We start from the raw sequence: 24,280 nt of genomic DNA on the forward strand, positions 1-24,280 counted from the left end.
AGACGCGACGAACCGCCTACAAGCTCTTTACGCCCAATAATTCCGGATAACGCTTGCGCCCTACGTATTACCGCGGCTGCTGGCACGTAGTTAGCCGGCGCTTATTCGAAAGGTACACTCACCCGAAAGCTTGCTCCCAATCAAAAGCGGTTTACAACCCGAAGGCCTTCATCCCGCACGCGGCGTCGCTGCGTCAGGGTTTCCCCCATTGCGCAATATTCCCCACTGCTGCCTCCCGTAGGAGTCTGGGCCGTATCTCAGTCCCAATGTGGCCGTCCGCCCTCTCAGGCCGGCTACCCGTCGAAGCCTAGGTGGGCCATTACCCCGCCTACAAGCTGATAGGACGCGACCCCATCCCATGCCACTAAACACTTTCCCAACAAGACATGCGTCAAGTTGGAGCATCCAGCATTACCACCCGTTTCCAAGAGCTATTCTGGAGCATGGGGCAGGTTGGTCACGCATTACTCACCCGTTCGCCACTCTCACCAACCAGCAAGCTGGTCGGATCCCGTTCGACTTGCATGTGTTAAGCACGCCGCCAGCGTTCATCCTGAGCCAGAATCGAACCCTCCACGAAAAACTTCAATGAAGAGCCAACATAAGGCTCCAATATAAAAGAAAAAGACGAGACATTCTTTAAGGAAAGAACATCCCAACAAAAAACCTCACCATCATTTAACCATCTCTCAGGCACCCCACAATCTGTGAGGCTGACAATGAACTGGCAATAATTAACTAATAAGTAGTACAGACACGCTCTTGAGTTCTCAAACCACCACCACACCAGCCGGCTCATCAACCTCAACCGAGGAGAACCAGCCGCGCTGAGCAGCAAGAGATAAACTTACACCAAAGCAAGCCCAAAAGCAAATCACACACAAGCCAACAAGCAAAAACCATTGAAACAAAGCCAAAACATCGGCGTGTTGAAAACACGATCAAAACACGATAAAAAACGCCACGCAACCAAACACCAACAAAAACACAACAAAAATAATCCAAAAAAACAAGAAAAAACCATAAAAAACCCAAAACACGGGAGTGTCGCGCAAAATCACACAAGCCAAATACACAAAATAATCAAAACAAACAGCATATATGCACACAACATGTGCGCGTGCTATATATAGGTATATGAGAAATAGCGAGAAAAACAGCAAGAACGGTGCACACCATCATATTGTTGCGTTAACAGGCGCAGGAATATCTACAAGCGCGGGCATTCCAGACTTTCGAGGCCCAGATGGAGTTTGGACTAAACACCCAGAACAAATGAGCGTTTACGATATAGACGCGTTTTTAAGCAGCGAAGAAGAACGCATGTACTCTTGGCGCTGGCAAAAAGAGTCGCCAGTTTGGAACGCTCAGCCAGGAACAGCACATAAATCGCTAGTAAAACTTGAGAAAGCTGGGATGCTGGACTTAATCGCCACTCAAAACTTTGATGCGCTTCACGAAAAAGCTGGAAACAGCCCAGACATTGTAGTGAACTTGCACGGAAGCATTGGAACATCACACTGCATGAGCTGCCACGCGAGCTATAAAACTGCGGATATTATGCGCGACTTAGACGCACACCCAGACCCACATTGCAGGCGCGCGCTGCCATACCGCGGAAACATGCCTTGCAACGGTCTTATAAAAACAGACGTTATATATTTTGGAGAAGCTCTGCCAGAAGGCGCAATGGAACGCAGCGCACAGGCGATTATGCACGCAAGCGAGCTGTGGGTTATTGGCTCTACGCTAGAAGTGTTTCCAGCTGCAAGTCTTGTGCCGCTAGCCGCTCGCGCAGGAGTGCCGATTACAATAATGAACCTGGGCGCTACGCAATACGATTATTTGGCAGAGCGCGTAATACGAGAAGATATTGCGAAAGCTCTGCCAAAGTTAGTAGACGAAACTATTGCAAAGTGACTATTACAAAGTGACTATTCACTATTACAAAGTAAACATTGAAAAGTGACTATTGCAAAATAATTACTGCAAGCTAACAGCGATTCCCTCCCAAGGCGCAAGCGTGCCATTTTTAAGCGATTTAAGAGCATGATCTGCGCTGTAGGTAGAAATCATCACATCATCATACGATACGCCGTTAGCGGCGATATTACGCAACAATTCGGCACTTTGAGCAGGTATTGCTACAGATGAATCCGTCATATTTACCATTACGAGCAACTTCTTTACAGAAGCGCAAGGCAAATCGCAAGCAACCGCGCTTGAAGAACTCACACCATGCTCAAGACCTGCCTCATCTGCCACATCTGCCTTAGCATTATCACAAGTCTGCTCAACCTGCCTAATAAACGCGTAAACGCACTCGTCATCCGCATCAACCAAATTCCAAGAACCAGCCGAAACAACAGGCTGCGAATGGCGCAACTCAATCAAACGCTTGTAGAACGAGTAAACGGAATCCGAATCTTCCATTTGCTCCGCCGCATTAATATCTACATAATTAGGATTCACGCTAATCCAAGGCTGCGCATTATTTTGCGACGGAACATTAAAAGGCATGAATCCCGCATATTTAGACGCATTCCACTGCATTGGAGTTCGAGAATTATCGCGACCGCGCTTTGCGAGCGCATCCATCATAGACTCCGCAGACTGAATATGCGCTTCTTCTACGCGCTGCTTAAACATATTCAACGCTTCCAAATCGCGATACTGCTCAAGACGCGTAAAGTGCGCGTTTGTCATGCCAATTTCTTCACCCTGATACACGTACGGAGTGCCGCGATGCATGTGAAGAAGCATTGCAATCGCCTTAGCAGAAAGCACGCGCATCTCATCACTAGCCTCGCTACCCCAGCGAGAAAGCGCACGCGGCTGATCGTGATTATTAAAGAACAGGCTCGCCCAACCAGCCTCGCTAACTGCTTGCTGCTGATCTGCCATTGTGCGCTTTAATGTAGTCAACTTAAGAGGAGTAGGATTCCACTTAGTTCCATTTGCGCAATCAACATTAACTTGATCGAACAAGAAGAGCATGTCTAGCTCGCCATTAGAAGGATTTGTAATATAAGTGTTTCGATGCGCGGAAATTCCAGGAGCCTCGCCAACAGTTAAGAAACCTTCGCGACCCTTGAAAACCGCTTCGCGCATCTCGCGCAAAAACTCGTCTAAACGAGGGCCGTCGGAGCAGAAGAAATACGGAGAAGAGTAGCCGTCGTCGCCTGCTGGCGCATCTTCAATCTGCGAACCGTACTCACCTGGCAAACGCCCTTCGCTATCTACGCGCTTAGAAATTTGCGTAATAACATCCATGCGGAAGCCGTCAATTCCGCGATCCATCCACCAATTCATCATCTTGTACACTGCAGCGCGAACGGCAGGATTTTCCCAATTCAAATCTGGCTGCTTTGGCGAATACTGATGGAAGTAATATTCGCCGCGCTTTGGATCATACGTCCACGCCGAACCGCCAAAATACGAACCCCACTTATTTGGCTCCGCACCTGGCTCTCCAGGCACATGCCCTTTGCGCGTTGGCCTCCACCAATACCAGTCTGCGTAGTCGCTAGAAGGATCTCTTGAAGCCTGGAACCAAGCATGCTCGTCGGAAGTGTGATTTACTACCAAATCCATAACAACTTTAAGGCCGCGCTTGTGCGCTTGTGCCAAAAGATCGTCCATATCTTCTAGAGTGCCAAAAAGTGGATCAATATCTTGATAATCGGAAATATCGTAGCCGTTATCGTCTTGTGGAGATTTGTAAACGGGGCTAAGCCAAAGCACGTCAACGCCTAAATCAGCCAAATAGTCAAGACGCGAAGTAATGCCCTTCAAATCGCCAATGCCATCGCCGTTAGTGTCTTGAAAGCTTCGCGGATAAATCTGATACACAACTGCATTTGCCCACCAAGGGTTTGGCGTAGCACCATTTGTGCGCACGGATTGCGGCAAGTTCGCTCTGTTAAAAGTAGTCATACATTCCCCATTAATTATTTTTATTACCTATATTTACTATTCTATATTTTAGCTATCTTTGGATTTTGCAAGCAACTCTAAAGCACTACTTACCATCTCAGAATACTTGCGAATAATTTTAGAGTCAGTTCGAGTATTAGAGAATAATTCATCATGACTACCAGATCTCACTAATACTAAAGAAACAGACAATCCATCAACCCAATAAATAAGCAGTAAATCTGGCTGTACATGCAGCTCACGGTACCCCTTCCAACTACCAGTAAGAGCATGATCACGGTATTTACTTTTTAATAGTTGTTGATCATTATCTATAAGAGCCTGAAATACAGCAAGAAAATTTTCAGTGTTAATATGCTTTTTACGAATCTTTTTGTAGTCATTATCAAATGACTTAATTGTAAGAAGGCGTCGCTTTTCACAGTCCATTTAGATAATCCATCATGTTGGAAGCAGTATGTGATTCATGAGTAAATTCGCGATTTTGAACTTGCCTACGGGCTTCCTCGTTTTTATTTTCGATAGCTTCTTCAACATACTTTTGAAGTTGTTCCTCGAGTGATTGGTAATGCTCAAAATCTTCACGATTAATAATGAAGTACATTGGTTGATTATTTTTTAACACTGTAACTGGCATACCAGAACTTACCTTGGCAAAAGCCTGTGCAGATTTACCATTACTAAAAGCACTAATAGGAACCATAGTGCTTATTGGAGCTACCGTAACCATATGCATTAACCTAACTTTTCTTACAAACAATCCACGCACATGCTTAATACATGTATATTTATCATGCTTTTTACAAGTATATATAAAAGTTGTTATACTTGTAAATATTATAGCTAAAAGAGTATAAAAAGCGGCCCGCAGTAAAAACTACGAGCCGTGCCTCCTTCTCATTCATTGTACGAATTGCAGAATACTCTCCAAATCACTGCTGATTATGCAATTTGAATGCAAGCTCCGCCAAATGAACTCCGTGAGTCAAGAACTCGTGAGTGCGGCAAACGTAGTCATTTTCGCGACCAAGCTTTGCAATATATCCGTTTATATAATCAACTTCTGTCTTTCGACCACGACTCATATCTTGATACATTGAAGGATAGTGCAAAGGATTTGCCACGCGACTTACGTAGTCAATAGCCTCCAACTCCTGTTGACGCGTATTAACCATACGAATTCCTGCACGATCGCACACATCGTACGCTTCGTTAATAAGTTGACGAGCCATATCCATAGCCCCTGGGTACGAAATAAACTGACCCATTTGAATCTGATACATTGTGCACAAAGTGTTAACTACGGAATTAAAAACTACCTTTGCCATGCACGTACCCTTGAAATCTTCCGTAATAGTAGGATTCAAGCCAGCAGCTTTAAAATCATCTCGCATAGCAAGCTCAACATCGCTCACTTGCTCGTTCAACGCACACATATTCATTGTGCCAACGCCAACTTTACCAATAAAATCAACGTCTCCAGGACCATTCAGCACGGTTGCAATCATTGCGGTACCGCCGTAAATGCGATCGTCCGAGAAATATTGCTGAAGCTTTTCAAAATGACCCCAACCGTTCATTGCAGCGAACACAACCTGATGATCCTTAAACAAATGCTTGCAACGCTCCAACATCTCCGCAAGCTGCATTTGCTTCATAAACACAATCCACACATCTGGATCGCCGTCATAATCTTCTGGAGTATACATATTGATTGGCACAAGATGGCGATTTTCGTGATCTCGGCTAACCATTACACCGCCTTGCTGGCGAACCTTATTCACATTTTCATCCCAGGCATCAATGAAATCAACATGAATACCAGCCGTTTCCTGCAACAAAACGCCATAGCGATACCCCATAGCTCCAGAACCGATCATTGCATATTTCATGTCACTCATAATGACACCTCCATGTAGGCTTGTAAGTAAAGTGGCACCAGGCATAAATCCATAAATTTTCGTTTACATGGATTACGCGGAAGCAACCACGAATATAACAAAAAGCAGAAGACTGAATGAGTGAAAAACAATCAGTCAACTGCTCTTTGGTTTTTATAGCATATTACACAGTTTTTTGAGAATGTCAAAATTTTTCTAATTACATCTTTACAGCGTTTCTAATTAAAAAATTATTCAGTTTTATCGATGATTTTCGAAAAAATTACGCAATAACTGCACACACTGCGATTCGCAAACGGAGCCAAAAATTTGCGGATGGGAGCCAATATGAGGGTCTCGCAAAATATCCCAAACAGATCCGCATGCGCCAAGTTTTGAATCCCATGCGCCAAAAACAACGCTACTAATATGCGTTTGTAAAATTGCGCCAGCGCACATTGGGCAAGGCTCCAAAGTAACAACAAGCGTGCAATCGCTAAGATTCCAAGACTTGCGCACCTCTGCTGCCTGCCTAATCGCAAGAATTTCTGCATGAGAAAGAGGATCCGCGTCTTTCTCGCGAAGATTAGAGCCACGGCCAATAATCACCCCAGAACCATCTACAACAACAGCGCCAACTGGAACTTCTCCACAATCGGCAGCAACTTGCGCAAGTCGCAGCGCCTCTTGCATTAGCGAAACATATTCGCGCGCGCGCAAAGTCACATTAACCCCGAAGAAATATTGTGCAAAGCAAACCAAGAGCGAATATCGCCAAGTTCTTCCATGTGAACTGCGTGGTCAAGGCCGCGGTAACGCTTCTCTTCCAGCCACGTATGCTCCTCAAGCCATGCTGCAGCCGCCGAAAATTCGTAAGGAGCAATAACAGCATCATCCAAGCCGTAGCCAAAGAAAACAGGCGTATTAAGATCCGCAAGAACGTCGTCGTTAAGAGAAATATCTTTAGCAATATTAGGAGCCACGAAGCCAGAAAGCGCAACGGATGCGCGATAGCGATCTGGATTAAGCCTAAGAACATGAATCGCAAGAGCCGCACCTTGCGAAAAACCAAATGGCACAACAGCGCGATCTTCGGGAACATTCGCCGCAACCCACTCATCAATCGCAGCAGCCGCAGCATACATATCTCGGTCTAAGTCATCTCCATTAGGCACAGCATCATGGAACCAACTGTAAGCGCCTTGAGCCAAGCGAAGTGGAGCACGTAAAGAAATCGCATCGTTATAAGGCGCCACAACGCGCATTAAGTCAAGCAAATCATCCTCGTTTGAACCCCATCCGTGCAACAGCAAAAGAAGAGGCCTTGTGGCGTATGCAGCTGCTTCGCCTCGAGAATACTTAGCAACGCTTACATGCAAATCTTCGCCGAATCTGCCTGGAACAACACTAGATTCGCGGCCAGCATGAAGGCCATTTGAAGCACCAGAAGCATTGTCTTCGCTGCCAAAATCGCCATTATTGGCGTTGCTGTTGCCGTTATTTCCGCCGCCAAAATCGCCGCCGCCAAAATCATTATTGTTAAATTCGCCGTTGTCGAACTCACTAGAGATCACACCGTTATGATTAGTCATAATTACAGCATACGGCACAGCTTTGGCATTTATAAACGCGCGAAGACTATATAAAAATTTAACCCCAGCCGCTTGGACTGGGGTTTAAATTTAAGGAAAAATATGAATAAGCTTTCGTGAATTACCTTTTAAGTTTTTCACTAATATTATGAAAACACATAATCCTTAGCGCTGCTAGTGAACTAGCTGATAACTTGCTGAAAGTTTTCTACTTTTCCCCTGATTTTTCTTAAAAATCGAGACTAATCGAGACTAATCGAGACTAATCGAGACTAATCGAGACTAATCAAGACTAATCAAATCTTAATTAATACTAATCTTCCAAATTTGCGCGATAGAAGTTCTCGTAAGACCTAGACGGAGTTGGACCGCGCTGACCTTGATAGTGAGATCCGTTAACAGAAGAACCGTAAGGATTCTCACATGGAGAACTCAGCTTAAAGAAGCACATTTGCCCAATCTTCATCCCTGGCCACAATTTAACTGGCAGCGTACTAACGTTTGAAAGCTCCAAAGTAATGTGACCTTCGAAACCTGGGTCAATAAAGCCAGCCGTGGAATGAGTCAAAATTCCAAGACGGCCAAGCGAGCTTTTGCCCTCTAAGCGCGCAGCAATCGTAGAATCCAACTTCACATACTCCCAAGTGGAGCCAAGCGCAAACTCGCCAGGATGCAAAATCCAAGGCTCATTTGGTGCAACCGCAAACTGCTCAGTCAACTCCCCCTGGTTTTCCGCAGGATCCACGTACGTGTAAGCGTGATTATTGAACAAGCGGAAGAATCGGTCGAGCCGCACATCAATCGACGCAGGCTGCACCATTTGTGGGGTCCATGGAGTCAAATCAATATGACCCTCGTCATGAGCTTTGAGAATGTCGCGATCAGACAACAGCATAACGTCAAATCTCCTTGCGATAAAACTTCGTAAAACAAACACTTAAACACACTTATATGCCAAGTGTAGCGCGTGCCGCGGTCGAAAATATTAGGCATACATTGCAACAGAAGATGCAGCTTTGCGCTTAGCAATAAAACGCAAAACGCACTTTCTTAACTCCGAAGCAATAAGCACAACCATTGAAAGCCCAAGGCACTCCACCCACTCCATAAAGTCGAGCGGAACTGTGCCAAACGGACCATTAAGGAATGGTATATAAATTACAGCAAGCTGCAACACTACGGAAACTGCGATTGCACCCCAAAGCCAACGATTTGCAAACAAGCCAACAAACACGCTTTGCAAATGCGAGCGAGACGCAAGAGCATTAAGCATTTGAGCGAACACAAGAATAGTGAAGCCCATTGTGCGCGCGTGAGTCATTTGAGCAGCATGAGTTAAAACAGTTGTGGAGCGGTCTGTAAACAATCCGCCAGCCAAATGCATATCCATGCCAATCAACGTTATAGCTGCCATAATCACGCCAATAAACACAATGTCTCCCCACATTGGCTTATCAATAACGCTATCTGTAAGTCTTCGCGGACGCCTATTCATAACGTCATCCGTTTGCGGATCAACACCCATTGCGAGCGCAGGAGCCGCGTCCGTAAGCAAATTAATCCACAAAAGCTGCGTTGCGAGCAAAGGCAAAGTCACGCCTACAGAGTTTGGCTGCGTAATTCCCAAAGCGCCAGCAAACACTACGCCACCAAACACGGTGAACACTTCGCCAACATTGGAGCTAAGCAAATATCTCAAGAATTTACGAATATTGTCGAAAATTCCGCGACCTTCGCGCACTGCTGCAACGATTGTAGAGAAGTTATCGTCTGCCAAAATCATCTTTGCAGATTCTTTAGTGACTTCCGTACCCGTAATGCCCATTGCAACGCCAATATCTGCCGACTTTACGGCAGGAGCATCGTTTACGCCGTCGCCAGTCATAGCAACAATATTGCCTTGCCTTTGAAGCGAGGAAACAATCGCAAGCTTGTGTTCTGGAGCTACTCGCGCATACACGCTCACTTTGCTAATCGCATCGTCGAAAGCAATATTGTCATCATCCCTAGAAAGCAACTCGTCAAGCTCATCGCCAGTAAGAGCATGCTCATCTTTTCCAATAATGCCAAGATCGCTAGCGATTCGAGCAGCCGTAAGCGGATGGTCGCCAGTAATCATAACAGTTCGAATTCCAGCACGATGCGCTTGAGCAACGCTATCTCGAACTTCGATTCTAGGAGGATCAATAATCGCAACCATGCCGTTCCAAATCAAATCAGATTCCAAAACGTCGCTTTGCTCGGCAACATCTGCGATTTGACCTGCAGCATTAGAAACCATGCCGCTAACTTTAGCTAAACTATCTACGCCAAGCGGCCTATATGCCATTGCAAGCGTGCGATAAGCTTCGCCAGAGAGCTTTTCCACGTTTGCAAGAATTTCTTCGCGGTCTCCTTCTGTAAGCGGACGAACAGCGCCAGCTACTGCGATTCGCGTGCAATAAGAAAGCAAAACATCTGGAGCGCCTTTTGCGCAAACAATAAGATTTCCAGAATCCGAATCGTCTTTAACAACAACAGACATGCGCTTGCGATCAGAAGTAAACGGCACTTCCGCAACGCGACTAAGATGCGCGTAACGCTTGTCTGCCTTAGTTTTGCGAGCCGCAACAATAAGCGAAACCTCGGTAGGGTCGCCAACTGGCTGCCATGCGCCAGACGATTCATTGTAGTGCAAATCGCCATCGTTTGCTAAATACCCAGATCCGAGCGCACCAATCACCTCTGTAGCTAGAGCTGGAGGAACCGCCAAATCCGCATCTAAAGAATCCAGCAAAACCATTCGTCCCTCTGGCTTATACCCACTACCCGTAAGCTGTACTTGGCCGCTAGGCGTTATAACGCGCTCAACAGTCATCTCGTTTCGAGTTAAAGTACCCGTTTTGTCGGAGCAAATAACAGATGCAGAGCCAAGAGTTTCTACAGACGAAAGCTTTTTAACAACAGCATGATGCTTTACCATGCGCTGAACGCCCAAAGCAAGAACAACCGTTAAAATAGCCGCTAAGCCTTCTGGAACAGCAGCAACAGCAAGAGAAACAGAAAGAAGCAAAGAATCTATAACGTCTTCAATAGTGTGGAAGCCTTCAAGAGCCCACATAGACGCAAGCACAACGGCTGCAATAATACACACTGCGATTCCAAGAACCTTAGATACGCGAACCATCTCTTTCTCGAGAGGCGTGGCTTCTTCTTGCGCGCTAGAAAGCATATCTGCGATTTTTCCAACCTGAGTTTTCATGCCCGTAGACGTGACGATTGCGCGGCCAGTGCCTTGCGTTACGGCAGTGCCATTAAACACCATGTTTGTGCGGTCTGCCAAAGACTTTGGCGAAGCTAGAGTTTCTGGACGCTTGCTAACGGCAACCGATTCTCCCGTAAGGCTTGCTTCCGCAACGCGCAAAGAAGCTGCTGCAATAAGCCTTGCATCTGCAGAAACAGCATCGCCTTCGCCAAGAACCAAAATATCTCCAGGCACAACATCCGCTGTGTCTATGCGCATAACTCGCCCATCTCTAAGAACAGACGTTTGTGGAGCGCTCATTTTTGCCAGCGCCTCAACCGCTTCTTGCGCGCGCGATTCTTGAATATAGCCCAAAACTGCATTTGCTATAAGAATCACGATTATAACTATTGAGTCAAACGGCAAAACTTCGCCGCCACTTTCGCCACCATGCTGTGCGCGCTCAACAAACCATGCGATTGCGGAAATAATAGTTGCCGCTATAAGCAAGTAAACAAGCGGATCTTTAAACTGTTCGAGGAACCTTTTCCACGCTGGCGTTTTAGGAGCACCAGCTAGAGCGTTCGGGCCAAATTGCGCGAGCCTTCTAGAAGCCTCATCGCTACTTAGACCAGTAGAAACATTTACATTAAGCGCATCTGCAACACTTTGTGCGTCTTGCAATGACGGATCTTTGGATTGATCGCTTTGATCAACCATATTTTCCCCCTTGGGAGCGCCGCGGAGTAGTCAATAATCAAAATTTTTACGCAAAGTTGACTCAAAATCTTGATTATTGCGCGGTTGTGGATTATTGCAATAACAATAATTTGCAATAATTAAGTACCGTTCTATTATGCCACATAAAGCGCCAAATACTAATGCCTCGCTGATGCAGCACCAAAGCATCGCCAATGCCTGGGGGGCATGTGAAAATAAGAATATGGCTATGAAAAAAGGACCGACCAAGGGGTCGGGTGGAAAACATCGTAACGCATTGCGCGGCAAGGGTCCTACTCCTAAGGCAGAAGACCGCGTTTACCATAAGGCTTATTTCGCTAAAAAAGCTGCGATTAAGCGCACTTTTGCAGATCCGCGTTTGGCTGCTAGACGCAGAGTAGATAAGTTGGGCACAGATAGCGATGAGTTGGTTATTGGGCGAAATGCAGCTCTTGAAGCTTTGCGCGTAGGCGTTCCTAGCACGCAGCTTTATGTTGCAAATCGCATTGAGCATGACGATCGCACTCGCGAAATCGTTAAGCTTGCTGGCATGCAAGGCTTGCGACTTTTGGAGGCAGATCGCCTGGAGATGGATCGCATTGCTCACAGCACTAATCATCAAGGCATTATATTAAAAGTTCAGCCTTATCAATACTATTCGCTGCAAGAGCTTGTTGACCGCGCAGAAAAGAAGGCTCGCGCTATGGAGGCAGCGGATTCTGCATCCGCTCGCATTAACGCGCGACCATTGTTTATAGCGCTAGACGGCGTTACCGATCCGCAAAATCTTGGTGCTGTTATTCGATCCGCGGCCGCTTTTGGCGCAAATGGCGTAATTTTGCCAGAGCGCAGAAGCGCATCTGTTACGGCTGCAGCTTGGAAGGTTTCTGCAGGAGCCGCAGCGCACTTGCCTGTTGCTCGAGTCGTGAACTTAAACAAGGCGATTCAAGGTTTGCGCGAGCGCGGCTGGTACGCAATTGGCCTGGATGGCGGCGGAGACAAGCTTGTTGGCGAAACTGGTTTTGAAACCGATCCGCTTGTTGTAGTTCTTGGAAGCGAAGGCAAAGGCATGAGTCGCCTAACGCGCGAAGCTTGCGATGCTATTGCTGGAATCCCAATCTCTAGCGCTGTTGAATCGCTTAACGCATCCGTTGCTGCTGGAATCAGCTTGTATGCTGTGGCTAATGCGCGTAGGCTTGCCGCTTTAAGTCAAAATTAGCAATTGTATTGCGATTAAGAGTTAACGCTAATGCGAATGCGGATTTTTAAGACACGCAATTTACGCAATCTACAAAGCTCACATAACGCGCGCACATTGGCTCTGCTTTTGGCTTTTGTTTTATACATTGCGATTATTGCAATCGTAATGTGTTTCCACGAACCTTGGTTCGACGAAGCTCAAAGCTGGCTGATTGCGCGCGATTCTCCAATCGCAAGCATTTTTAGCGTTAGACCGCATTACGAGGGTCACCCTCCTTTTTGGAATCTTTTACTTGCGATTGCAGCTAAAAGTGGCGTTCCGTACGAGTTTGGAATTAAGGGAATTCAGCTGATTTGCGCAAGCTTACTTGGCGCGTGGCTTATTTTTAAGTCGCCTTTTAAGCACGCAAGCAGCCTCGCAACTTTTCTTATTCCGTTTACTTATTTTGTTTGCTTCCAGTACGGAGTTACTTCAAGACCATACGCTTTGCTTTGCTTAAGCTTGCTAGTAGCGGCACATTGTTGGAATAGTGCGGATTCTAAGACTTCTAGTGCTTGCAAACTTGCGATTAGTCTTATGTTTATGTGCCTGCTTAGCGTGTATGGAATCGCGTTTGCTGCAGGATTTACAATTGCTTGGATTTGGCGAGTTTTTAGCAAAAATATCAGCGAAGCCTGTAGCAAAGCCTGTAGCAAAGCATGTAGCAAAACTCTTAATTTTAGCGCAATTTTTTACGCGATTAAAGCAACAATCTCATCAAATTTGGCGCAACTTATATCTTGGGGATTAATCGCCATTTTTGGCGTTGCAAACCTTGCTCTTGCATGGCCCGCAAAAAATGCGTTCGCCACTCGCGCAACGATTGATGGCAATTCAACAATCGCAAAATGCTTCGCTTTTATATTTGTAATGCCTTCCGAAAGCATGTTTACAAGCTTTTATGGCGATATTTCAATGCGAAGAATGCCTTTTGACTTTTTGCCAATTGCAATATGCACGCTGTTTAGCCTTGCGATTTGGGCATTTGCAATTAGAATCGCCAAGCGCAGAAAACTTCTTGCAGTTCTTGTAATCCCTTATATCGTTCTTACAATCGTAGCTGTTCGCTATTTTACGCTTCACCACGCAGGTCTAATCTTTGTGTTTTTGCTTAGTGTGCTTTGGATAAGTCACATAAAAGAGCCGCTTAGCAGCAAAGATATTCCTGCGATTTTTGTTAAAATCGCCCCTACTAAATTCAGATTTATAAAAAACAAAGCTTTGAAAATCAACGTGCTGATTTCAATAATTCTTGCGCCAAGCCTAATTTGGAACGCGTTTGCTTGCGTAAACGACATTCTGTTTGACTATTCGCCTTCTAGAGCTGTAGCGCAATACATATCTAGTAATCACTTGCAAAATAAGCGTTTTGTAGCATCTTGGCTACATAATTACGAGCAAGTTGACGATAGTGGAAACGTTATTTCGCACGAAGAAGCCGACACTCACCAATATTCGTGGCTTTTAATAGGCGCAAACCCTTATTTTTCTAAGAATCTTATAGATTGTGCCTACAAAAACAAGACTTTTATAACAAACGAAAGTTCTAGCGCAAAACAGCAAGAAAAAGAGCTGGCAGCGTGCGCGGCAAAAGGCGAGCCAGAGTTTTTTGTTAGCGAATCCAACCAGCCGTGGTACTACTTCTTGGCGTTAAACTACAACATTTCGCATTACAAAGCGCATGCTGTTTCCAACGTTAAAACATCTTGGAAAGCTCTTGTTTGGGAAAGCACTGCCACTATTTACGAGCGCAAAGCACACATAAAATAGGCAAAAGCGGTTGTTTAGCAATCGCTAAGCAATCGATAAACAACCGCTAAATAACCGCTAAGCAATCGCTAAACAATCGCTACAGCAGCTCAATCTTTGGATGCTCGGCTCTAAACTCGTTTGTGTGCGAATCGCTAGCATACCCAAGCGCAAATCCAGTTAAAAGCTCCATGTTTTCTGGAACATCAAACTCCGCGTCTAGCGGATCTCGCCAAGTTGCCAAAACGCCAAGAGGGCAAGAGTCAACGCCTAAATCTTTAGCAGCAAGAAACAGCGTTTGCAACATAAGGCCAGCGTCCATTGCAGCAAACGGCATAAAATCACGCCTAGCTAAAACAAAGCCAATAACAGGCGCTCCAAAAGCCTCGAAATTTCTGCGCGTATGGGCGTTCCTGGCTGCAAAATCATGCCTTTCGATTCCTAAATGCGAATATAACGCTAGACCGAGTTTAGCGCTTCGCTGCTTTAAGTCGCTAGGGTACGGATTTGCAACAGGAACGTCGCCATTAGGCGCTGACTCTTGAGCAAACTGAGCGCGCTCAGATTCACTCAAACTCTTATCTTTGGCTTTAAGCATTGCATTGCACTTATCTAAATAAGCTTTTACAATGTTGTCTTTTTTGCTGCCTTGCGCAATCGCAAGCGCATAAGCCCTTGTGTTACTCCAGCTTGGCGCAAGCGAAGCGGTGTGCAATATTGACTCTAAAACGTTTTGCTCAATCGGCTTGTTTAAAAAGTCGCGTGCAGAAAACCGCTCCGATGCAAGTTTGCCAAAATCTTTGTAAGTCATGCTATCAGTTTACCAAAAACCGAATGGGTCAAAAATGCCGCCGTCGTCGGAATCGTCGTCTCCGCCTCTAGGAAGCTGATCCAAAGGATCGTCGTCGTCATCCGAAGAATCGCCGCCGTCACCCTTCTGGCTCTTATTCTGGGAAGAATCAGGCTTCTTGTTGCCGCGCTTTCTTAGCGAGCGAGGGTCTTGGCGAGTTGCACCATTAACCGCAGCTTCTTCTTGGTTAAACTTAACAGTTAAATTGACGGTTCCGTTTCCACGAACAACCGTTATTGTTGCTTTATCTCCCAAAGCGGTAGCGCGCACAAATCCAAGCAGCGAGTAGTTGCTTGTAACCGACTTGCCATTAAACGCTACGATTGTATCTCCAGCACGCATTCCCGCCTTTGCAGCAGGAGCACCAGGCGTTACAGACGCCACTTGAGCGCCGCCACGCGTAATGTTATTTTGCGTTACATTTACGCTTTTAACCATAATTCCAAGAGCAACGTGCTTTACAGAACCATGCTTAATGATCTCGTTTACTACGCGCTTAACAAGGTTAGATGGAATAGCAAAGCCGATTCCAATAGAGCCTGCTGTGCCACCTCTTGCAGAAGTTGCTGCAATAGACGAGTTAATGCCAATCACTTTCCCAGAAGCGTCGAAAGTTGGGCCGCCAGAATTACCTGGATTAATTGCTGCATCAATTTGTACAGCATTTGTAACGATTTCCGAACGACTTTGATCGTCCATAACAGAAACTGGGCGATTAAGCGCAGAAACAATGCCTGTTGTAGCAGTATCATCGTATCCAAGCGGATTTCCGATTGCCATTATTGGCTGGCCAACTGCGAGCGCGTCCGAATCCGCAAAATCAACTGGCTTTATGCTGCTAGGCAAACCGTCTACTTTAAGCACAGCCAAATCAGTAGTTTTATCTGTTCCAACGAGCTTAGCCTTGTAAATCTGACCGTTAGAAAGCGTTACTTGAAGCTGTTGCATGCCAGCAATAACGTGGTTGTTTGTAACAACGTGACCCTGCTTGTCGATTATTGCGCCCGAGCCTTTGCTCATGTTTTTGCTGTTGCGCGCTTGAATAGACACAACGCCGCCAGAAACGTTTTTAGCAACCGAGCGCCAATCGGGAGACTGACCGCCTTTTACTACGGCTGTTCCTTTTGAAGGACTTTGCGCACCCACATCTGCAAGTGTTCCCGCGCCTGGAATAGGAATCAAGCCTTGAGTAAGAACAAACGCCATTACAACAACGCACACAATTGCAGAAATAATGGACGACACAATTGCCACCATTATTGTTGAGTTTTCTTTAGATTCCGCCTTAAACCCGCGCTTTTTATAAACCACATTTGGATTTTGGCTTGGCGATTGGCTTGGCATTTGGCTTGACGCTTGATTTGGAGCTTGATTTGAAGCTTCAGCAGGCTGACTTTCCGCGCTATTATCCGCGCTATTGTCATCGCCTAAATCGTAAGGATTGCCGAATCTAGTTCGCTTTTGCTCTCCATTTGCATTATATGGGTCGCCATATGGCAAAAATGGGGTATCTAAATCGTTGCCATATTCTGAATTCTCATAATCACGTCTATTTGCGCTATTTGCTACACTTGCACCACTCGCGCCAATTTGCTCTTGATTTTGCAACGATTCGCCAGAATTATTAGAATCACCGTTATTTTTATTTGCATCACTATTAGCATCGCCAGCATCTACAGGACCATACGCTCCGTATTCGGGAGCTGGTCTATAAATCTGCTCTGGATTCACATGATTTTCCTGCGCGCTCGTTGGCTCCGATTGGCTTTGTGAAGCATTGCCATTATGCTCTTCACTAGAATCGTAGGCCTTAGAATCGTAAATATCGTCAGCCATTAATCCTCCTTAAATCTTTTACAAAGAATACTCTAATCTGATTACACAAATTCATACAAGTTAATATGCAATTAATATGCAATTTTTACAAAATTTTGCGTTTACAATACGAGTTAAACGTGCCGCTCTTAAAATTACCTGAATATTTAGTAGTATAAATGCCGTATAAATACCACATATAACCCATAAATTAGCTAACTATTTTTATAAAAATTATAAAAACACGTAAAATTTAACGAACGTCTGCTTGCGACTTTCCCGCGCGCAATGCCGCAACTTATGCGCGTATCGTCATACCTTCTAATAGAGTAAAAGGTATGACTAATCTTATTGAACACCCACGCGGAGCAGAGCCTGGTAAGCCAGGAGATCGTAGCGAATTCTCGTTTACAACAAAAACGCGTTTAGAAAATGCGGCAGACGGCAAGGGAAAAGATGGAGCCAGATACGGCCGCACTGGCGTGATTCGCACGCCTCATGGAGATATTTGCACGCCTGCATTTGTGCCAGTTGCAACACAAGGCGCAATGAAGGCCGTGCTACCAGAATCAATCAAAGACTTGGGCGGCCAATGCATGCTTTCTAACGCATTCCACTTATATGAGCGCCCTGGTGAAGACATTTTAGACGAAGCTGGCGGTCTTGCAAAGTTTATGAACTGGGATGGTCCAACTTTTACGGATTCTGGCGGATTCCAGGTGCTTTCGCTTGGAGCGGGATTCAAAAAGACGCTTGCAATGGACGTTACTGGCATGAAGTCCGACGACGTAATCGCAGCTGGCAAAGAGCGCATGGCATTCGTTGACGAAGATGGCGTTACTTTTAAGTCTCCTCTAAACGGCTCAATTCACCGATTCAGCGCAGAAATCTCAATGGGGATTCAGCACAAGCTTGGAGCGGATATTATGTTTGCTTTCGACGAGCTTACAACGCTTATGAACACTCGCCGCTACCAGGAGGAGTCTGTTGAGCGCACTTTCCGATGGGCTAAGCGTTGCGTTGAAGAACACAAGCGATTGACCGAGGCACGATTAGGAAAGCCATATCAGGCGTTGTATGGAGTTGTTCAAGGCGCGAATTACGAGGATTTGCGTAGGCGCGCGGCGCAGCAGATTGCTTTGCTCGACTTTGACGGCGTTGGAATTGGCGGAGCGATTGAAAAGCGCATTATTGGAGACACTTGCGCTTGGATTTGCGATGCTATGCCAGAAAATCGCCCTCGCCACGTGCTTGGAATTGCTGCAGTAGACGACATTTTTGCTTGCGTAGAAAACGGCGGAGATACGTTTGATTGCGTTGCCCCTGCGCGATGCGGGCGAAACGGCGCGATTTTTACTCGCCACGGACGCTACAACGTAAAGCGCGCAGAATTTAAGCACGACCAGGGACCACTTGAAGCTGGATGCGATTGCTACACTTGCACGCATTATTCGCGCATGTATGTTAGCCATTTGCTGCGCGCTAAAGAGATGAACGGATACACGCTTGCTACGATTCACAACGAGCGATTCTTTGTTAAACTTCTAGACGACATTCGTGCGTCGATTGACGGCGGATATTTTGAAGAGTTCCGCGATGAATCGCTTGCGCACTACTACGAAAATGGCTCGCGTGGATAGTTTGCTTGTTGCTGCGCGCTTTGACCGCGCAGCAACATGATCTGCTTTTCCGCGTTTTGTACGTGATTTAGGCCAAATATGGTACAAAGTGCGTCACATCTGTTCACGCGTTACAAGATTACATAGGTTACGTCAAGTGAAGTAGAGATTCGAGATTTTTCGCACTGAATGAGATGAACCTCAGCATGAAATGGTGATTCATCGAATGAAGAAGAAAAATCGAGAATCTCGGCGATGAAAACCACGCAAAAGTTCTAGATATTCAGAAGGTTTGATGTATTTCTCTACGAGCAATAAATAGCGCCATCCCAAAACCTAAAACCTTAGAATATTAACGTTCATAAACTATCCGCAAAAGTGCGCGTCACTTGCGAGGAGAGAAATACTCAAACCTCGCGCAATACCAAGCAAAGACGTGAGCGCGCTCTAAGTCGAATGCACTTCGGAGCGCAACACACAAGGGTAGTATTTGCTAAAAGCGCGCAAATATGGTAGCTTTGTGGTCTGTATGCGAACGTGGCGGAATGGTAGACGCGCTGTCTTCAGGTGGCAGTGAGTGTATACTCGTGCGGGTTCAAGTCCCGCCGTTCGCACTCTTTAAGAACGTTGATTTTTCAACGTTCTTTTTTATTTTGTGGCAACGACTGCAACATCATGTGCAACAATTGTGCATTTGCTTAAAAATGTGTGATAGACTGAATAGTGAACGTCATAAGACGTCATACGTGTTAAAACATTGGTGTTTTAATTTTTACGGTCATGGAGGACTAAAATGGAACGTCGTTCAACGAAGACGACGAACCTGGGTGAAGAAATTGCCAATATCGGGGGTTCGGCACACACGCGATTCAATCATGCCGTAATAAAAATTACACCATCTAGTGAAATCAAAAAATATAGCGAAAGCGCATCGAGCATCAATCGTAAAGATAAAAACGATGAAATAAATAAGAACGAAGGAATAATAAGGTTCAAATTTGTAGCAAATACGGATTGCGATTTATTAAATATTAAGCCCGCGCAAAAGTCGCAAGCTTCCGCGCATCAAGAGCACGCAACTCCAATAATAAAAATAAGTATTAAAGAAGATGCTCCACTACTTGTTGCGCAAAATCTTTTAGAAGATAGCGCAGACGCAAACGGTGCGAAAGAAATTGCGCTACACATGGAAGATGCGCTAGGCGCATGCGATGGGCGCGAACACGATTTTGCAGTAACGTACGGCAGTTTTGGAAGCCGATTCTATTTAGACGGATACCAATGCTTTGCGAGCGCAACGAATCTTGGACCGCAAAGAGTGAGCGAAAAAGCGGCCGAAGTGTGTGCAGCGCAGGCAGAATCTTCGCAAATCTACGACTTTTACTACTCAAACCACTTGCCAAATCCAGAAGAAATCGCGAATTCGGCCACACAGGCACAGCCAGACATATGGTTTGCAGGACCTACGATTTGTGCAAGAGACATAAAACGCGTATCTTGCAAGTCGAGCGGAACTTTGCACATTCAATTTAGATTGCGAGGCCCTGGCCAACACGGAGTGCTTTTTGCTGCTGGAACTGCTGGAACTGTTGGAACAAAAACTAATCTAGAATCTAGCGAAAAAATAAGCGTGTACGCAGGGCCAGAAGGCATAAAAATCACGCTAATCGACGACGAAACGTGCATAAAAAGCGTAATCGAAGCAGCCGCAAGCGTTGACGACGGCGAATGGCACGACTTGATTATTCGCGCAAATCGCGGAGCAACCGACATTTACGTAGACGGATACAGCCAGTCGCACAACATAGGGCAATTCTGGTTTGCAAACATACCAGAATTAGACGCCGTAAGCATTGGCGAAGACTTGCGCGGAGTGCGATTAATGGGCGAAGCTAGAACAGGCGGAATCTACTTTAGCGCACTAACCGAAGGCCAAATCCAAAGAATATCAAAAGTAAAGCCACTTGTAACAACTGCATTATTCGACACGGGATATGCAAACTCGCGCAGCTACAGAATACCTTCGCTTGTAAAAACGCACATGGGAACGCTAATCGCAGGAGCAGACCAGCGAACAAGCGTTTCAAACGACGCTCCAAACCACATAAACTTTGTGATTCGCAGATCCGCGGACGGCGGCAAAACGTGGGGGCCTTTGCAAACCGTAATCAACATGCCTGGCAAAAACCTTGGAAAGCTAGGCGCTAGCGCAATCGACTCCTGCCCTGTTTTAGACCCAGAAGGCAAAAGCGAAAGAATTAACGTATTAATCGACATTAATCCTGGCGGAATTGGGCTAACAAATTGCAAAACCGCTGTAGGCGTAGACGAATGCGGAAGAATCAAGCTAATAGACCGCTTAGGAGGCAACTACGCGGCGGCAATGGACGCAAGCGCGGCCGTAAAATTGCCATGCGATTCTAGCGAAAAAGAATGCGCAACAAAGTGGCTAGTTTTCCCAGACGGAAGTATAAAAAATTGCGATTCGCATGACGATTCAAAAATCAACTCGCACAGTAATCAAACTTGCGACTGTTCCACGTGGAACATATGGAAATCGCCAGAAATTGCAAGCGAAAGTCAGCCATTATTTGCCGAAAAAACGTGTTATATAGCGCAAATCTATTCGGACGACGACGGCAAAACATGGAGTGCGCCACGCTTAATCGACCACATGGTTAAGGAGCCGTGGATGAGCTTTGCGGGAGTGTGCCCCGGGAACGGAATTGTTATTAGGCACAGCGAAAAACATTACGGCAGAATACTCGTGCCATTCTATTGCAGCGGCCAAAGCAAATCCCACTATTCTTCGGGAGCGCTTATTTCGGACGACGACGGCAAAACGTGGAGCCGAGGCAAAATGATTAACGAAGGGCGATTAATCAACGGAAAAATCGTAGATCCTGCAACAATGCAAGATGACGATGCAACAAGCTCCGAAACTGTGTTTGTTGAACGCAAAAATGGCGATATTCTAGCTTTCTTCCGCAATCAAAATCGCTCAGGATGTGTAGGCAAAGCCATTAGTCACGATTGCGGAGAAACTTGGAGCGAGCTGATTTTTGACACAAGTTTGCCAGAGATATTCAGCCAGCCGAGCGCAACCTGCTTTAGCAATGAAAATGCAGAAAACGCAGAAACCGCCGACTGCATAGCGTTTGCAAACGCAAGCCAAATGATGCCATACCGCGGTCGCGGAGTTGTGCGATTTAGCTACGACGGCGGGCAAACGTGGGCAAAAAGCGTGTGTATAAACCCATTCCACCACGTTTATCAATGCCTTAGCTCTAGCAATAAACGAACTTTGCAACTACTGTGGGAAAGAGAGACTACTGGAATTTATATAACAACAATAGATTCCTCGCTTTGGCAGCAAGATAGTTTGCACGCAGGTTTCAAAAACAAAGTACACACAAACAAAGTACACACAAACGAAAAAATGGAAGATATAAAAGAGAGAAGACTCAAGCGAACTGAAAGGAGCCAAAATGGAAGAGACATTTAGCAGCCGCGAAGACGATGAGATGACAACACTAGACCGCTTATCGTTATTGCAAGCAAGCTCTAACTCCGCTCCAATCGCAGCAAGAAAGCGCTGCGATGAAACAATGGACGCAATCAGATCGCTTATTTTAAGAGAACGCTTGCAACCAAAAGACATGCTGCCAACTGAGCCAATGCTATGCAATTTGATTGGCGCATCAAGATCATCGGTGCGCGAGGCGATTCGCAAGCTGGAAGCACTTAACATTGTGGAAGTTAAGCAAGGAAAAGGCATGTTTGTTGGCTCGCTATCTTTGGACCCAATGGTGGAAACACTCGCTTTTCGATCCTTAATCTCCATTAATAAGAATTTTGAAGACTTGAATAACGTTGTAGAAATGCGAAAATTCCTAGACCTTGGATGCGCGGATAAGGTGGTTGAGTCACTTAAGGGAACGCAGCATCCAGAGCTGGAAGCACTTTCGGAAATAATGACTAAAGAAGCGCATGCTGGAAAAACGTTCTTGGAACAAGACATTGCTTTCCACACAGGCATTTTGCGCGCGGTAAACAATACGATTGCAGAGCAATTCGTGCGATGCTTGTGGCTTGTGCATATGGCTGTTTTGCCACAATTGGGGCTGGAAGTTTCGGACGAACTTGAAAAAACCGCTAGAGCGCACGAACTTATGCTTAAAACGGCTATTGCGGGAGACGCAGACGGATATAGACAAGCCGTAAACGACCACTACGAGCCTATTCAGTCGATTTTGCTTAATAGACTGCAAAAGCACTAAATAAATGGAAGAACCGCTCCCTAACTAAACGAGAGCGGTTCTTTCATCTTCAATGGTGATGCCTGAGTACTACAGCATCACGATTAATCGCAACGATACGATTTACGTTACGAAATTTTATGGCCGTCGCACCAAACGTGCTCAACTGCCAAAGTTCCTGGATTAAGCAAAAGCAAATCGGCTGCGTACCCCTTTTCAACTAAGCCCAAAGGAGCACTAGTTATAGCATTCGGCTTATCTACTCCAAGCGCGCGAGCAGGAACAATAGTCGCAGCAGCAATCGCCTCTGGCAATCCGATTCCAAGCTCTTTAACGGCGCGATTAATAGCAACTTCTAGAATCAAAGTAGATCCCGCAATAGCGCCATTAGAAACAAGCCTTGCGTGGCCGCCTGTAACAGTAACGTCTAAAGCGCCAAGCTTATAAGCGCCATCTGCGCATCCTGTTGCAGCCATAGCATCCGTTACAAACGCAATCCTTCCAGCCGCTGCCTTAAACGCCATTCGCAAAACTGGGTTTTCAACGTGGAAACCGTCGTTAATTAGCTCAATCGTTACACGCGAATCCTCCAAGGCTGCAGGGATTGGACCTGGCTTGCGGTGATGAATGCCGTTCATAGCGTTAAACATGTGAGTCATAAGCGTAGAGCCAGCGTTAAAAGCCGCGCGCGCTGTTTTATAATCCGCGTCGCAATGCCCAACTGCTGGGATCACGCCAGCTTCTACAAAACGCTTAATCGCCTCCATGCCGTGTTCTCGCTCTGGAGCCAAAGTAATCTGGCGCAAAGTGCCATCCGCCGCCTCAAGCAACGCCTCAACGCGCTCGGGAGTAGGGTCCACTAGGCAATTAGGATCGTGCGCTCCTTTTCTAGAAAGCGCCAAGAACGGCCCCTCTAAGTGAGATCCAAGCACATCTGGTCGCGTTTGCATAACGCGCTTAACAGTACGCAAATTCTCTTGCATTACGTCAAGAGGGTTTGTAATCAAGCTAAGAACTTGCCTAGTTGTTCCATGAAGCATGTGATACGCGCGCGCAATGGCAATCCCTTCGGCACCGTCGTCAAACGAATGCTCCCATGCCCCATGAGCGTGCAAATCAATGTAGCCTGGCGCAGCAAAACAGCCACGCCCGTCTACAACGCTTAAGTCAGATGCGCGCAATCCGCAAGCATTAATCGCAAGCGCAAGGTCTTCGTCTAAAATGCCAGTTTCTAGAATCACGCCATCTTTAACCAAAATCCAAGCGTTAGGAACAATTCCGCGCGCGTCTACAACACTCACGTTGCGCACTACAAAATTGCGCCCCTCACTTGATTTTAGTGAATCATCAATCTTCTTTACGGCGTCTAAATATGCATTTTTTGACATTTCACTCAC

General features: G+C 46.0%; 17 protein-coding genes, 1 tRNA gene and 1 rRNA gene. 7 read left to right on the plus strand and 12 right to left on the minus strand.

Translation table 11 applies throughout. The annotated features are described in order from the left end of the window. Window positions 1-580, minus strand: a 16S ribosomal RNA gene (locus tag D0T20_RS00005); the annotation flags it as partial. A gap of 557 nt (window positions 581-1,137) precedes the next feature. Between D0T20_RS00005 and D0T20_RS00010 the strand changes: the two genes are divergently transcribed. After that, the gene (locus D0T20_RS00010) at window positions 1,138-1,920 is read left to right on the plus strand and encodes an SIR2 family NAD-dependent protein deacylase (RefSeq protein WP_116438050.1); all 783 of its coding nucleotides are present in this window, start codon (window positions 1,138-1,140) and stop codon (window positions 1,918-1,920) included. Window positions 1,921-1,983: 63 nt separating this feature from the next. On the opposite strand, the gene D0T20_RS00015 is transcribed toward D0T20_RS00010, so the two are convergent. The 8 genes from D0T20_RS00015 to D0T20_RS00050 form a co-directional block, all read right to left on the minus strand. Next, entirely contained in the window at window positions 1,984-3,936 is a 1,953-nt protein-coding gene (locus tag D0T20_RS00015; protein ID WP_116438051.1) for an alpha-glucosidase, read from the minus strand. Between the two features lie 48 nt (window positions 3,937-3,984). After that, window positions 3,985-4,365: a type II toxin-antitoxin system YafQ family toxin gene (locus D0T20_RS00020; protein WP_016635873.1), complete on the minus strand. Its 381-nt coding sequence runs from the start codon at window positions 4,363-4,365 to the stop codon at window positions 3,985-3,987. Further along, complete coding sequence (locus D0T20_RS00025; RefSeq protein ID WP_032813200.1) at window positions 4,355-4,666, minus strand: hypothetical protein; 312 nt, start codon at window positions 4,664-4,666, stop codon at window positions 4,355-4,357. Before D0T20_RS00025 ends, D0T20_RS00020 begins: the two co-directional genes overlap by 11 nt. A 202-nt stretch (window positions 4,667-4,868) precedes the next feature. After that, window positions 4,869-5,837 (minus strand): ketopantoate reductase family protein, encoded by a 969-nt coding sequence (locus D0T20_RS00030; protein WP_032817083.1) that lies wholly within the window; start codon window positions 5,835-5,837, stop codon window positions 4,869-4,871. 240 nt (window positions 5,838-6,077) lie between these two features. Then, window positions 6,078-6,542, minus strand: coding sequence for a nucleoside deaminase (locus tag D0T20_RS00035; protein WP_116438052.1), 465 nt, complete (start codon window positions 6,540-6,542; stop codon window positions 6,078-6,080). After that, window positions 6,539-7,408, minus strand: coding sequence for an alpha/beta hydrolase (locus tag D0T20_RS00040; RefSeq protein WP_116438053.1), 870 nt, complete (start codon window positions 7,406-7,408; stop codon window positions 6,539-6,541). The genes D0T20_RS00035 and D0T20_RS00040 overlap by 4 nt, the downstream gene beginning before the upstream one ends. A 313-nt stretch (window positions 7,409-7,721) precedes the next feature. Further along, window positions 7,722-8,303 carry a dCTP deaminase gene (dcd, locus tag D0T20_RS00045; RefSeq protein ID WP_016635257.1) on the minus strand — a complete coding sequence of 194 codons (582 nt, stop codon included), beginning with the start codon at window positions 8,301-8,303 and terminating at the stop codon, window positions 7,722-7,724. A gap of 90 nt (window positions 8,304-8,393) precedes the next feature. Continuing rightward, window positions 8,394-11,351: a cation-translocating P-type ATPase gene (locus D0T20_RS00050; protein WP_116438054.1), complete on the minus strand. Its 2,958-nt coding sequence runs from the start codon at window positions 11,349-11,351 to the stop codon at window positions 8,394-8,396. A 223-nt stretch (window positions 11,352-11,574) separates the two neighbouring features. Between D0T20_RS00050 and rlmB the strand changes: the two genes are divergently transcribed. Further along, window positions 11,575-12,570, plus strand: a complete 996-nt coding sequence (gene rlmB, locus D0T20_RS00060) for a 23S rRNA (guanosine(2251)-2'-O)-methyltransferase RlmB (RefSeq protein WP_004132439.1) — start codon at window positions 11,575-11,577, stop codon at window positions 12,568-12,570. A 36-nt stretch (window positions 12,571-12,606) separates the two neighbouring features. Then, on the plus strand, window positions 12,607-14,361 hold the full coding sequence (locus tag D0T20_RS00065) for an ABC transporter ATP-binding protein (protein ID WP_116438692.1): 1,755 nt from the start codon (window positions 12,607-12,609) through the stop codon (window positions 14,359-14,361). A gap of 79 nt (window positions 14,362-14,440) precedes the next feature. Here D0T20_RS00065 and D0T20_RS00070 read toward each other — a convergent pair whose 3' ends face one another. Both D0T20_RS00070 and D0T20_RS00075 read right to left on the minus strand, forming a co-directional pair. Then, a complete protein-coding gene (locus D0T20_RS00070) occupies window positions 14,441-15,151 on the minus strand; it encodes a nitroreductase family protein (RefSeq protein ID WP_116438055.1) in 711 nt (236 codons plus the stop codon). Between the two features lie 9 nt (window positions 15,152-15,160). Continuing rightward, a complete protein-coding gene (locus D0T20_RS00075; RefSeq protein WP_116438056.1) occupies window positions 15,161-17,026 on the minus strand; it encodes a S1C family serine protease in 1,866 nt (621 codons plus the stop codon). A 317-nt stretch (window positions 17,027-17,343) separates the two neighbouring features. Between D0T20_RS00075 and tgt the strand changes: the two genes are divergently transcribed. From tgt to D0T20_RS00095, 4 genes are all read left to right on the plus strand, one after another. Further along, on the plus strand, window positions 17,344-18,645 hold the full coding sequence (gene tgt / locus D0T20_RS00080) for a tRNA guanosine(34) transglycosylase Tgt (protein ID WP_115757135.1): 1,302 nt from the start codon (window positions 17,344-17,346) through the stop codon (window positions 18,643-18,645). A 510-nt stretch (window positions 18,646-19,155) separates the two neighbouring features. Continuing rightward, window positions 19,156-19,238, plus strand: a tRNA-Leu gene (locus D0T20_RS00085). Window positions 19,239-19,417: 179 nt separating this feature from the next. After that, window positions 19,418-22,129, plus strand: a complete 2,712-nt coding sequence (locus D0T20_RS00090) for a sialidase family protein (RefSeq protein ID WP_116438057.1) — start codon at window positions 19,418-19,420, stop codon at window positions 22,127-22,129. After that, window positions 22,113-22,904: a FadR/GntR family transcriptional regulator gene (locus D0T20_RS00095; RefSeq protein ID WP_016636256.1), complete on the plus strand. Its 792-nt coding sequence runs from the start codon at window positions 22,113-22,115 to the stop codon at window positions 22,902-22,904. Before D0T20_RS00090 ends, D0T20_RS00095 begins: the two co-directional genes overlap by 17 nt. A gap of 107 nt (window positions 22,905-23,011) precedes the next feature. Here the strand turns inward: D0T20_RS00095 and nagA are convergent, their stop codons facing one another. Beyond that, the gene (gene nagA, locus D0T20_RS00100; RefSeq protein WP_116438058.1) at window positions 23,012-24,271 is read right to left on the minus strand and encodes an N-acetylglucosamine-6-phosphate deacetylase; all 1,260 of its coding nucleotides are present in this window, start codon (window positions 24,269-24,271) and stop codon (window positions 23,012-23,014) included. Window positions 24,272-24,280: the final 9 nt, after the last annotated feature.

This window comes from Gardnerella piotii (assembly GCF_003397585.1).
In the GTDB taxonomy this organism is placed as follows: Bacteria; Actinomycetota; Actinomycetes; order Actinomycetales; family Bifidobacteriaceae; genus Bifidobacterium; species Bifidobacterium piotii.